The 12,483-nt window shown below is 49.8% G+C and carries 10 protein-coding genes; 2 read left to right on the top strand and 8 right to left on the bottom strand.

What is annotated here, in order from left to right:
* Positions 1-113 precede the first annotated feature (113 nt).
* Together LMG33818_RS08345 and LMG33818_RS08340 are read left to right on the top strand one after the other, a co-directional pair.
* A complete protein-coding gene (locus LMG33818_RS08345; protein WP_442322915.1) occupies positions 114-842 on the top strand; it encodes an OmpA family protein in 729 nt (242 codons plus the stop codon).
* A gap of 243 nt (positions 843-1,085) precedes the next feature.
* Positions 1,086-1,925, top strand: coding sequence for a 23S rRNA (adenine(2030)-N(6))-methyltransferase RlmJ (locus tag LMG33818_RS08340; protein WP_442322914.1), 840 nt, complete (start codon positions 1,086-1,088; stop codon positions 1,923-1,925).
* A 90-nt stretch (positions 1,926-2,015) separates the two neighbouring features.
* Here LMG33818_RS08340 and LMG33818_RS08335 read toward each other — a convergent pair whose 3' ends face one another.
* The 8 genes from LMG33818_RS08335 to LMG33818_RS08300 all read right to left on the bottom strand — a co-directional run bounded on the left by LMG33818_RS08335 (position 2,016) and on the right by LMG33818_RS08300 (position 12,422).
* The gene (locus tag LMG33818_RS08335; RefSeq protein ID WP_442322913.1) at positions 2,016-2,684 is read right to left on the bottom strand and encodes an SDR family oxidoreductase; all 669 of its coding nucleotides are present in this window, start codon (positions 2,682-2,684) and stop codon (positions 2,016-2,018) included.
* 76 nt (positions 2,685-2,760) lie between these two features.
* Complete coding sequence (locus LMG33818_RS08330; RefSeq protein ID WP_442322912.1) at positions 2,761-3,429, bottom strand: PqiC family protein; 669 nt, start codon at positions 3,427-3,429, stop codon at positions 2,761-2,763.
* A complete protein-coding gene (pqiB, locus tag LMG33818_RS08325) occupies positions 3,429-5,081 on the bottom strand; it encodes an intermembrane transport protein PqiB (protein WP_442322911.1) in 1,653 nt (550 codons plus the stop codon). Before pqiB ends, LMG33818_RS08330 begins: the two co-directional genes overlap by 1 nt.
* Positions 5,078-6,439: a PqiA/YebS family transporter subunit gene (locus LMG33818_RS08320; RefSeq protein WP_442322910.1), complete on the bottom strand. Its 1,362-nt coding sequence runs from the start codon at positions 6,437-6,439 to the stop codon at positions 5,078-5,080. Before LMG33818_RS08320 ends, pqiB begins: the two co-directional genes overlap by 4 nt.
* A gap of 182 nt (positions 6,440-6,621) precedes the next feature.
* Entirely contained in the window at positions 6,622-8,439 is a 1,818-nt protein-coding gene (locus LMG33818_RS08315; protein WP_442322909.1) for an ABC transporter ATP-binding protein, read from the bottom strand.
* Positions 8,432-10,228, bottom strand: coding sequence for an ABC transporter ATP-binding protein (locus LMG33818_RS08310; RefSeq protein WP_442322908.1), 1,797 nt, complete (start codon positions 10,226-10,228; stop codon positions 8,432-8,434). Before LMG33818_RS08310 ends, LMG33818_RS08315 begins: the two co-directional genes overlap by 8 nt.
* A gap of 268 nt (positions 10,229-10,496) precedes the next feature.
* Positions 10,497-11,411: a siderophore-interacting protein gene (locus LMG33818_RS08305; RefSeq protein WP_442322907.1), complete on the bottom strand. Its 915-nt coding sequence runs from the start codon at positions 11,409-11,411 to the stop codon at positions 10,497-10,499.
* Between the two features lie 216 nt (positions 11,412-11,627).
* On the bottom strand, positions 11,628-12,422 hold the full coding sequence (locus LMG33818_RS08300) for a DsbA family protein (RefSeq protein ID WP_442322906.1): 795 nt from the start codon (positions 12,420-12,422) through the stop codon (positions 11,628-11,630).
* Between the last annotated feature and the right edge of the window lie 61 nt (positions 12,423-12,483).

Here is a 12,483-nt window from a genome sequence, read left to right as displayed (position 1 = left end):
TGTACTGTGCCATGCTTTATGGTCGTCATGACTGGGTTATGTTGTTTAGAGTAAAACTCATGGTACATCCCGAATCACATTAGCTAGAAAGAATCAGGAGAGAGGATCTCAGGATGAAGAAAAGAATATCACGGTGGGGTGTTATCCCGACTACCGTTATGTTGAGTTGCGTAACCTTGGCTTTACCAGCGATTGTTTCACCCGCCATGGCTGCTGATGTTGTTACGACCAATGGTGCCGCAGGGCACTACCAGCCTTCAGTCTCGCAACAACTGGATGCCCAAACCAAACGCTTGCAGCCTCAGCTTGCGGGGACAGGTACGCAATTGATTCGCACGGCGGATACCCTGCAATTGAGTATGCCCAACTCTCTGCTTTTTGGCACCAATGTCAGCACCCTCTCCAATGGCGTAAAACCGGTGCTGGATAATGTTATCAACGTGCTTCGTGATTTTCCTGATACCGGTATTCACATTGATGGATATACGGACTCTACCGGCGCAGCTGCGTACAACAAGCAACTTTCCGAACTAAGAGCCCATTCGGTAGGAGATTATCTGGCCAGAGGCGGCCTTGATTTCTCCCGTTTGACCATGGAAGGCCATGGTGCTTCGAATTATGTGGCCACCAATGCTACTGCTCAGGGGCGTGCGAAAAACCGCCGTGTGACTATTACTCTGATACCTCCCCATTACCCCGGTCAGGTAGTACAGGGTCAAATAACCCCGCAGCAATACCAGCCTACGCAATCCTCTGCGGGTAGCCAGTCTACACCGTCGCAGTCGTCACCAGGGCAGTCTGCTCCGGGTCAGTCGACGCCGGGCCAATTGGTTCCCTACTAAGCGGTGTATCAGGACAGGTTTCTGTCCATAACAGGGTATTCTTGATGAGCCTTCCGGGGGCAGCCATGGTGTTGGGATAAGCATTACCCATGAGCAGCACCATGGCCCGTTCTGTACGGAAACCGTGTAAAATGGTGGAATCCGTGGCAATTTCGCCCACTTTGGCAGGGTGAAGTTGTCCTTTGTTGTTTATTGTCTTTATTTGCCCATTTTTATTGGGGCATCTGCCTCCGAGGTTCTGACTTGCTTGCCTACCAACATGCCTATCACGCTGGCAATATTGCGGACGTTCACAAACATCTCACGTTGTTTGCTCTTCAGGCTCGTCTGACACAGAAAAAGTCGGCTATCACCTGGGCAGATACTCATGCCGGAAGGGGCATTTATCCGTTAAATGCCAATGAGACCCAACGGGGTGGGGAGTTTCGTGAAGGGATATTGCCACTGTGGCAGCACAGGGCAGAATTTTCCCAAGACCCTCTTTTGTCTGATTGGTTGCAGGCACTTGCTCGTCTCAATCCCGATGGGCAATTAACATGCTATCCCGGTTCACCGTGGTGGTTAGCCAATGGAATGCGGTCTGGGGACCGGGTAGAGCTTTATGAACTGCATCCCGGGGAACACGCGCATTTGGAGGGTATGGATTCGTTACCGGCGGGTGTTCGGCGACATTTTGGTGATGGCATTGAGGGACTGATTTCGCATTTACCTGTTGCTACACCCCGCCTTTGCGTATTGATCGACCCTTCCTACGAAATCAAAAGCGATTACACGCTGGTTGCAAACGCATTGGGTAGAATCGCCGCCAAGGTACGCCATGCCGTTGTTGCAATATGGTATCCCCTGTTGCCAGAAGGGCGTCACGAACAGCTTTTCGAGCAGGTCAAAAATCTACCCTTGCGGAAAGTATTACGCAGTGAGCTGGTGTATCGCAGTCCAGAAGAAGGGCGTGGGATGTACGGCTCAGGTATGTTGGTATTCAATCCACCCTGGCAAATGGACGCGGTACTGGCGCAAAGCCTTGAGGCTCTTTCGACGTTATATAAAGGTCATACTACAACGAGTTGGTTAATCCCTGAATAGTCGATAGTTTTATCGAACGTTCATCGCATTTCATCGTCGATGAATGGGGAGAAAGGGCCTCTTAATGAAAGAACCCATGAACGAATAAGCCTATAGGAGATGGGCTAGCACTTGGTTGATTGGAACATCCCCTTGCACCAGATCGATGGCCTTTCCAATGGTGTGTTCTGCAGTGAGTGTTGCCACGGCAAAGGAAGCGACATCATCACGTGTAATGTGAGTCTGCCCACCTTCTACGAACTCAATGGATACTTTGCCTGTACCCGCGTCGTCGGTGAGCGTCCCCGGACGTAGTATGGTGTAATCCAGTCGGCTGTTCATCAAGGCTTTGTCTGCATAATATTTGGCAGCAAAATAGGGCTGAATCGTATGCCACTTTTCACGATTATTTGAGCGAAGTGCACTTACCATGACATAGCGCTTGATATTTACTTGTTCAGCAGCCTCCATGCTTTTAATGGCACCATCCAGATCAATCAGCAGCGTTTTGTCATAACCTGTTCTGCCGCCTGATCCCGCAGTAAATACAATGGCATCGATACCTTCCATGGCCTTTGCCAACGCACTAACCGTATCTTCCAGGTCCACCTGACGCGTTTCAATACCTTGTTGGAGGAAGCTTTCCACCTGTTCCATATGGCGGACCTGTGCAACCGGTGTATGACGAGGATTTGCTTTCAATTGACTGACGATACGTTGACCTATCTTACCGCCTGCTCCAATGACTAGCACTCGCATGTTTTCCCCCATCGTAGACATGTGGTTATCTGGATGTTAACTAAACGGCCACCGACAGATTTCGCTACTTTTCAGTCATTTCTCTACTTTTAAGTTATTACTTTCCAGTAGAAGAAAGAGAGCCTGTATCAGCCTGTTCATGAGTCGCCTGCTCACGAAAGTGTGAACTCAATCGATCAGAAAGGGTATCACCTGCCTGTTGCCATGCTTTGCTTAAAGCGGTGACCAATGCCGGATAACCATCATGATCCAATCCGACTGTTTGATTGATAGGTCCCTGAAGTATCAAATGCTGATCCGGATCGAAGAGCTGATAGCTGCCGTGTACGACGGCCATACCATCATAGCGACCCTGGAAGCGATCCAGTTGAACATTCAAATGGTCTGCCCTTGATACATCTGCACCTTCAGGCAGCACGCTATATGCGCCGGCTCCCTGTTGGAGTGTGTGTGCCAATGTTGAGGTCAGCTGATCGGAAATATCATTGGCCCAAAGATTGAGCTGTGCTTCGTTAAATTCGACCGGACTCAATTGATACACGATGCCGGTGCCATCCAGAAAACTGGATAGCTGAACCGGTGAAATGCTGATTGCGACAGGGTTTCTTGTGGCTCCGGCTGACGTAATATAGTTTGAGGGCTGCTGGAGGTTCGGCAGGTTATAGTAATGCAGCCCTGCAGAGCCTCCACCACATCCGGCCAATACAGCCAATAGTGATGCGGTCGTTGCTGCTTTCATCCAACCATTCATAGTGATTGTCTTCATTATTCTGCCCTCGGTTCTGGATCACCTGCGCCTGAGCGATTGAAGATCAGCGAATTCGGTTTATTGCTGACTGCGCGCACGGCTGGCTGCAAGTTACGCAACAATTGCTGCAGCTGCTGTGTCGTGGCCATCAGCTCGTTATAGGCTGGCGCCTGTGGTCCAAAGCCTTCCAATGTCTTGTTCAGACGCTGTAGCGTAGCGCGCACATCAGAGGATATTGACCGTGTTGCTGGATCACTCAGCATTGAATTGATGCTCTGACTCAGCTGTTTCACCTGAACCAGTACCTGATTCGAATTGACCAGGTTTTGATCCAGATTGTTCACGATACCGCTCATGTTCAGGTTATTGATCTTGTCGAGCAAGGTAGAAACCTTGCCTGCTACCTGTCCAAAGCCACCTTCAGTGGTCGGGAAGACCTGAACACCGTTGAAGTCCTTGAGAACCGGCAGTGATTTTTTGGCTGCATCCTTGTCCACAAAATCCATATCCACATACAGTGCACCCGTGACCAGGCTAGCTGTTGCGAGAGATGCTCTCATGCCATTTTTCTGCCACTGATCCATCATCTGATGCCATTTTTCCAGATCATCATGCGTTACGATGGGTTGTAGGCGTTGAGGTTCGATGTGAATCAGGATTGGGATCCGGAAGCCGTTCGTATGATACTTGGCCATATCAGTAATGTGCCAAGGCATTGCCACGACTGTCCCCATGCGCACACCCTTGTATTCAACCGGTGCGCCTACAGTCAATCCACGAATGGAATCGCTTACCATCAGCACGTACGGAATATAGGGGCTATAGCTGCCCTGTTCAGCTTCATCCTGGTTGGGGAATAGACGGTAATTGGCATCATTCTGAGCTTGTTGTCCCGGATCTACACCCGGTGTGACATCAAAGGTGATACCGCCATTTACCAATGTTTCGAGTGAACCCAACTGCATCGAGACGCCGGCAGACGTAATGTTGAAACCAACTCCGGAAGTGACCCAGAAATGGGTATTGGTGGTGACCAGTGAACGGTAACGTTTGAAGATATAGAGTTCGTAATGTGCGAGCCTGTCATGTACATTGAAGTTTGAGGCTTCAACGCGTCCAACAGTGTATCCCCGATAAACAACCGGATCGCCCACGGAAATGGAATTTCCGTCGGAACTGTTCAGACTGATTCTCAAACCGGCCGCATCAGCAGGCGCAATGGGGGGGTTATCCAGAATATTGAAAGAAGTCTTGGTTTCATCGCCACTGCTGTCGGGTAACATCTGGATATAGGCACCTGATAATACAGTGCTTAGACCACTGATACCGTCACGACCGATACGGGGTCTGACTACCCAGAATTGTGTTTTATCGCCCAAGAGATGCGCGGCTTCATTGCTCATCCGCGCCTTGATAATTGCGTGCGAAGCATCCCCGGACAGGCCGATAGACTGCACCTGCCCCATCACTACATTACGCACTCGTATCTTGGTACCCGCCTCTATACTGTCAGCATTACTACTGACGAGCGTAATCAACGGGCCCCGTTCACTATACGAGTGAATTACCATCCATAAGCCAATCAGCGCAGCAACCAGTGGAACAAACCAGACTGGCGAAATATAGTCGCTGATGCGCCGAATACGCGATTTTGGGGCATCATCACTCATCGTGAAAAATCCTGTTTTGGGTCAATATGCTTGAAAATGGTGCCGGACTCCAGCGAGTCTACGGGAGAATACCGTGAGGGGTGCTGTGGTGTATCCTGCGCATTGTGATCCACTGCATCCCATAATAAACGGGGGTCAAAGCGTTGTGCTGCGATCATGGTGATGATGACTACCAGGGCGAAGAAAACGATGCCGTGGCCCGGTACTACCTGCATGAGATTATCGACTTGAACGATTGTCGTCAAAATTGTGACCACGAAGACGTCGATCATGGACCAACGACCAATAAATTCAACGATCCTGTACATCTTCATGCGTTTATGTAAACGCGTCGGATAAGGTTGTTTTGTTTTACGACATAGCCACAAGAGAGAGACTACTTTGATAACAGGTACCATAATACTGGCCACAAAAATTACGGCGGCCACTGGGTAATCGCCCATCGAGAGAAGTAGTAACACCCCTCCGATAACGGTCTGTGCACTGTTCTGCCCTATCTGATTGATGTACATGACGGGAAATGCCATGGAAGGGATATAGAAAAGCCCTGCCGTCAATACCAGCGCTAATGTGACTTGTACGCTACGGGGCTTGCGTTGTGTAACGTGATGTCTGCAGCGTGGGCAAACACCTTTGCCTTTGGTATTGACCTGCGTGGGTTGTCCACAACATGGGCAACCGGTAAACCCCTGGGAAATGCCACTTTTACCGACCATAGGCAAAGGCATTCTTTCATGACCGCAAAAGTAGGAATACAACCCATCCAGATCCAGACTCTGTGTAGTTCCAATAAGCAGAACGGCAAAGCCGCAAAAAGTGACAAAGGCGGGCCCCAGTCCTATTTGTGCCAGTGACATTATCTTGATCAGAGCGACCAGGGTACCAATGATAAAAATATCGGACATTACCCAGGGCGTCATGGTTGAAAGACATTTGGTAAGATAGAGCCCACCAGGTACATTACGACGCAGGGCTACGCCAAGGTTGATATAGATGATCAACCCAAGATAAACCAACGGAAATAAAATCACCCCAAGAAAGAAGCAGAACGTCAAAAAAGGGTAGCCGAAGGTGGTGGGTGTGCTTAATGCGTCTGGTAATTCCAGGATCTTGGTGATGCCATGGGAATTGAAGGAAATAAACGGATAATAAAGGGAAATCAAGGCCAGAATAGCGGATGAAATCGCATACGCGACCGGCCGGCTGAAACGTTTCCGCAAGTGAGTCGACAGCGTATGGGCACAACGCGGGCATCTAGCGCGCTCACCCGGGTCAAGGGGTGGCACAAGCGATACGAAGTCACACTCGGAACACACGTGAACGCGTGCCGTTTTGGTGGTGTGCGGTGGTAAACTCATGCGCTAGCGCTCAGATGTTGATATCGGAGGAGCACAACCGACGCGTTATGGCCGCCGCTTGCTTCCCTAAAAAGAGTGTTCTTACCATTTTGCCGTAAGACATTATGACTAGCATAGCCTAGAAACATGTTTTTTACATTCGATGATGAATGTTATTGCGTGAATACTCGATTGATATAAGCTCAAGACTCAATGCTTTCGCCTTCATTTTGCAAAGCATTGTTCCAAAGGGCATGGTAGGCTCCCTGAGTGTTTCCAAGCAATACCTCATGAGAACCACGTTCTATAATGCGGCCATCTGCCATTACGACAATAAGGTCTGCTTCGGCAATCGTTGCCAATCGATGTGCCACGACGATCAGGGTTACTTGTCCACGAAGTGCATTCAGCGCCTCACTTAGCTCGGTTTCCGTGGTGCTATCGATACTGGCGGTAGCTTCATCGAGAAGAAGAATCTTTGGCTGTCGCAATAGCGCGCGTGCCAATGCCAGTAATTGCCGCTCACCACTGGAGAGTGTCAGCCCGCGTTCACCGAGGCGAGTATCCAGCCCGTCGGGTAGACGTTCAATCAGCGTATTTAAACGCGCAGCGTGAATGGCCTTTTCCAATTGAGGGTCGGAAGCCTGTGTTCCCAAGAGCAGATTGTCACGAAGTGTGGTGGAGCGCATGAAAGGCTCCTGCGGTACGACGGCAATCTTATCGCTTAATGTTGTCCGCTCGATGGAGGCCAGAGGACGACCATCAATCAACAATTCTCCCTGCGAAGTCCGTTTCAATCCACTTAACAAATCCAGCAGCGTTGATTTCCCGCTACCCGTAGCGCCTACAATACCAACAAAAGTACCGGGCTTAATCGTAAGATCCAATCCTTTGAGAGTATCGTGGGATGCGCCATCATGCCGGAAACGCACATCATTTAATTCAATATTGATATCGTTGATCGGCCTGGTATCGTGCCCAGCCTCTTCTTCCGGAGAATTCAGTAACTCCAGGAGCCGTGTGGCTGCAACACTGGCCCTTTGGAATAGTGAAAAGCGTTGCGAAATATCGATCAAGGGCTCTGCCACACGATCCAGATACTTGATGAACGCATACAGTACCCCGATCCCGATGGCCTGATCGCCCACACTGATGTGAGTGATACCATACCCATATATTAACCCTGCCATGAGTAGAATAGTCAGGAAGTTGATGGCCGAGCGGAGTAACAGGCCGCCCATGATAACGATACGAATACGCTCGCGGTACTGCTCCTTGCCCACAGAATCAAAACGTTTTTGAAAACGTTGGCCTTGTGAAAAAGCCTGAATGACCGTCATGCCCTGAATCGCTTCATTTAATTGTGCGCTTTGCTTTGCACGTAGCCGACGCACAGCGGTGACCGCCGGATGAGCGAGCTTTTTATAAAGCACAATCAGCAGAATACCAATCGGCACAATCAACAATGCAATCAGTGCCAAGCGCAAATCGATGAGCAGCATCGCAATAATAATGCCCACCAACAGGATGACGTTCTGTACTACCGATGACAGAAAGCCCAAATAGAACTCTTGAAGAGCATCGGTATCGCTGGTGACGCGGTTGGTCAATTCACCCAATGGCGTCGCATCTATACGGCTTTGTGGCAGCCGCAACAGATGCTCAAATACGCGGTTGCGAATTTCCTGAATAGCCCGTGTCGAAATATGAGCAAAGCGAATGGTTTGTAGATAGCGGCAAGTAGCTGCGACGACCTGCGTTAGCAAATAGGCCACAACGAGGAAAATCAGCGGTTTTGCATCGAAGTGATGGGGAACGAGCTGATGATCCAGATAATACTGCGTGAGCCAGGGGCCGACGACATCGCATAACGTCGCGAGAATCAGCAATGAAAACGCAATGGCAGCCTGTTTGGGCCGCTTCATGAGCGGCTCCAGCAATAGAGCCTTCACACTGATGGGATTCGGTGTCGAAGGGGGTGTGTCTGTCGTCGAGGATGTCTGTCGAAGATGCTCAGTCATATTTCATCTCCGATGATGTTGGCTTAACAAGAGGCGATGTTTTCTCCTCTGGAGAATCAACCGGTTGTCGGGAAGATTGCTGTGACCAGAGTTCGGCATAGTGTCCGCCGGCTGCAAGCAACTCAGCATGGGTACCCCGTTCCTCAATGCGACCTTTTTCGAGAACAACAATTTCATCCGCTGCAGCAATCGCTGAAAGTCGGTGGCTGATAATCAGCATCGAACGTGAGCCACGTTCCCTGTTCAGGGTTTTTAGCAAACGTTTTTCCGTGGTGTAGTCAACGGCTGACAAGGTGTCATCAAGAAGTAGAACCGGTGCTTTTCGAAGTAGCGCACGTGCCAGTGCAACACGCTGACGTTGCCCACCAGAGAGCGTAACACCGCGTTCACCAATCATGCTTTCCAACCCATCGGGAAGGGCCTGAATGTCATGGCTAAATGCGGCTTCATCCAATGTTTTATCCAAGGTGGCATTGTCAGCATCGGGGTCACCAATACGTAGATTATCTGCCAGCGTCGCAGAGAACAGGAAAGCATCCTGAGGTACATAGGCAAAACAGTGGCGAAGTGTTTCCAGTGGATAGTCATTGATGGAATGGTTATCCAGTGTAATGTCGCCATGCTTCAGCGGATATTGGCGCAATAACAGCTTGATCAGCGTACTTTTGCCGCTTCCTGTGGCACCGACAATACCCAGCGTTTTGCCGCTGAGTAAGCTCAAATCGATATTATGGAGTACATCACGTTCAGTATTGGGGTAGCGAAAGCGTTCGATACTGAAGTGAATATCGGTGGTATGGGGTGCGGCCAGTGTTCCATTATCTTCTATGGCTTCATGGGCATTGAATACCTCTCCCAACCGCCTTGCGCCTGCCTCACCTCGCTGTAGAAGGTTCAGGCACCAGCCTATTGCAAACATGGGCCAGATCAGTTCGACCAGATACAACGTGAAACTGGTCAACCCGCCTATGGTAATGGCACCGGATTCATAACGAATGGAACCGATCCCTAGTGTCAGCAGCATGGCAAGCCCCAAAGCAAGGAAGACTGCAGGCCCAAAACGAGCCTCCATGCGGGAAACCTGAAAGTTAGCCTCCGCAGTGGCACGGGTATGCGTATGAAAATCTTTAACTTCAGCATCCACCAGCGCATGCGTTTTAAGGGTACGAATACCGGCAATGGCTTCCTGACTGCGTTCACTCAAACGCGAAAAACGGTTAAGTGCAGTCGTGAAATTTTTCTGGACCCGTTTGGCGACTCGGTGAAAATACCAGGCCAGAAATGGGAAAGGCAGTACTGCAATGATGGTGAGAGGTACATCCACCACAAAGAACATCATGATAAGAACAAGGATCAGCGTTAACGTACCATCGATACTGGTGAGCACCCCTTCACTGGCCGCATTTTCCACCGCATCAATGTCTTGAGTCGCGCGCGCCAATAGGTCTCCACTCAGATGATCCTGATAAAAATCAGGGCTCAGACGCAACAATTTAGCGTAAAAACGAGAGCGTAATTCGACACCCAGCCGGTAAGCGGTACCAAACAGTAAACGCCGCCAGGTATAGCGAAGGCCATAAATAATGAGTCCTACCAACGCAATAAGGAGTGCGCTCATCAATAGCTGATGAGCCGTGATCTGATGCCGGGAAACCGCGTCTACCGTACGGCCTATCCACCATGGCACCACCATGTTCAGTAAACTCACACTAAAAAGTGAGACAATCGCCAACCCATACGTGACTCGATGACGGTTCAGGAATTCTCGCAAAAGCTGCCACAGCGACATGAGGGCCTCTACTGTTGTTTCTGTCTCAATCGCTTATTGTCGATGTCTTCATGACATGCGTACGTGAACGCACTGAAATGATTAACTGATTGAAATGACAGTGAAGTGTTGGACGTTATTATTTTTAAGACAAGGCAGACAGAGACGATAAAGTCGATATTGCTTATGCCTGCAATGAAGCAGACATAATAACTCAACTAATAAAAACGTGTCGGGTTCTTTTAGAGAACAGGACAGTTTATGGGCACGGAGAGAGTTCTACCGTATATCAGGATACACTCTTGCCTTCACGCCAGTAGCCCATCGAACTGATCACACGCTTGGGTACACAGCGCTCATTGATCAGGTAACGACGCATATCCAGACATGCCCGAGATTCGGAGGCCAACCAGACGTAGAAGTGATCCTGTTTTGTTGGATTGCCGGGTTCCCAGAGAATCTGTTTGTCGAGATCGATATCCTGATCCCCCATCATCTCTTCGATATTGCAAACCTGTGGCGGCAAAGGCAAAGACGCGAGTGTTTGTTTCAGGCGTTCACCATGTTTGGCATCGGTTCCTTCGCGGGGTAGCCACATGGCATCTATCCACTTCGGTAATGCGCGAATATCGGCTTTGAGCGGAGTCTCCAATAGCGCACGAACCCGTGGCCTGGCAGAATTTTTATCGAGCTCTTCCATAATGCCCACGGCTGCCGGGAGCGCGGTTTCATCCGCAATAAGAATAATGTCTTCGGGCGTGACGGGTGGTTTCCATTCGAATCCTCTGATCTCACCCATATAGGCACTATTGGGCGCACACAGAGAGAGCCCATCGCCTATCTCGGCCGTTGTTGCCCAACGCGATGCCGGTCCATTTAACCCATGCAGAACAAACTCGACATCCAGCTCTTTTTGCTCCCTGCGCAGTTCACGAATAGTATAGGTCCGCATGGCTGGACGCTGATCTTTCGGACACTTGCGATACGTTGCATACCAATCTTCATCGTTGCCGAAGATTTCCGCAATTTTAGGGGCAGCACGTCCTTCAAGCGGGAAAAACAGCTTGATGAATTGATCTGCTGCCAGGCTTGTTGCCTGATCAAGCTCATCTCCGCTAAAAGTGAGTCGAACCAATGAGGGGGAAACTTGCTCTCTTTTGGTAAGCACGACATCGAATAGTCGATATGGGCGAGTGCCAGCCATGTTACGGCTCCTGCGGACAGCAATGGATAGTATGGAATGAAGGAGGCTGATACCCTACCAGAATTCAAAATAATAATCATTCTTATTTATTGCTGGAATTGGCTTTCTATGTGGCTATAACTCAGGACAGAGTGACTCTTTGCGAGATATGCATACCAAAAGGGGGAAGCCAATGGCTTCCCCCTTTTGTCGACATGCCTTTATCGATACAAGCAGTTACTTGGCCGCTTTGGCAATGGCTGCACTCAATGTCTGACTACTGGTCGCACCGGGAATAACCGTGGTGTTACTGGCGTTAGCCCCATGCGTTGGCATGACCATCAGTGTGGGTGTTCCCATAATGCCGAGATTCTGTGCAAGCGTCATGGTGTCGTTAATCCATGCATCGGCTGCGGAGCGATTCGCGTCCACGTCATGGCGCGTTACGCCCACGCGCTCGGCAACACGCTGGATATCACTGTCCTGCAATTTGCCTTCGTCCTTGCCAGTGGCATAAATACCGTTGTGGTAACGGAGATAAGCCTTGGCCCCTTTATCCTTGAAGACTGTCAAACCGGTTTCTGCGGCTTGAGTCGAGGCCTCCCACTGGTTGCCAAAGATCGGGAACTCCTTGAAGACGTAACGTACTTCAGGATGTGCCTTCATAACGGCTTCGATCTGGGGGGCTGTGTGTGAACAGTACATGCACTGATAGTCAAAGAACTCAACAACAGAGACTTTGGCATTGGCGGGGCCAACGGTAGGCGTTGCCTTGTCATGAATCAGCTCGTCAACATGTGCCAGCGTCTGTTGCTGCAGATTTTGCATCTGCTGTTCCTGTTGCTGCTGTTGAAGATTTTGACTGGCCTGCTGAAGCACTTCAGGATGTTTGGTGATATATGTTGAAGCAATCTGACCGATTTCCTGCTGTTGGTCAGGCGTGAAGCTGCTTGCAAAAGAGTGTAGAGGCAGCGCTGCCAGAGTGCTCAAACCCGCAATGGCGAGAGTTTTACGAAGCGAAGTAGTCAACATGATTACTCTTGTCAGGTTATAAAAATGAGTGAGTGATTCAATGAATAGCGATAACACATTT

Origin of the sequence: Cernens ardua, from assembly GCF_051251085.1 — a bacterium.
In the GTDB taxonomy this organism is placed as follows: Bacteria; Pseudomonadota; Gammaproteobacteria; order Pseudomonadales; family Halomonadaceae; genus Cernens; species Cernens ardua.
Note: the sequence above shows the minus strand (reverse complement) of the source record. Positions and strands in the feature narration are given on the sequence as shown.

What these genes read in the sequence shown, in the direction of transcription:
- LMG33818_RS08300 (WP_442322906.1), bottom strand. Translation starts at nt 12,422, where the DNA reads ATGTTGACTACTTCGCTTCGTAAAACTCTCGCCATTGCGGGTTTGAGC.
- pqiB (WP_442322911.1), bottom strand. Translation starts at nt 5,081, where the DNA reads ATGAGTGATGATGCCCCAAAATCGCGTATTCGGCGCATCAGCGACTAT.
- LMG33818_RS08305 (WP_442322907.1), bottom strand. Translation starts at nt 11,411, where the DNA reads ATGGCTGGCACTCGCCCATATCGACTATTCGATGTCGTGCTTACCAAA.
- LMG33818_RS08345 (WP_442322915.1), top strand. Translation starts at nt 114, where the DNA reads ATGAAGAAAAGAATATCACGGTGGGGTGTTATCCCGACTACCGTTATG.
- LMG33818_RS08320 (WP_442322910.1), bottom strand. Translation starts at nt 6,439, where the DNA reads ATGAGTTTACCACCGCACACCACCAAAACGGCACGCGTTCACGTGTGT.
- LMG33818_RS08315 (WP_442322909.1), bottom strand. Translation starts at nt 8,439, where the DNA reads ATGACTGAGCATCTTCGACAGACATCCTCGACGACAGACACACCCCCT.
- LMG33818_RS08335 (WP_442322913.1), bottom strand. Translation starts at nt 2,684, where the DNA reads ATGTCTACGATGGGGGAAAACATGCGAGTGCTAGTCATTGGAGCAGGC.
- LMG33818_RS08330 (WP_442322912.1), bottom strand. Translation starts at nt 3,429, where the DNA reads ATGAAGACAATCACTATGAATGGTTGGATGAAAGCAGCAACGACCGCA.
- LMG33818_RS08310 (WP_442322908.1), bottom strand. Translation starts at nt 10,228, where the DNA reads ATGTCGCTGTGGCAGCTTTTGCGAGAATTCCTGAACCGTCATCGAGTC.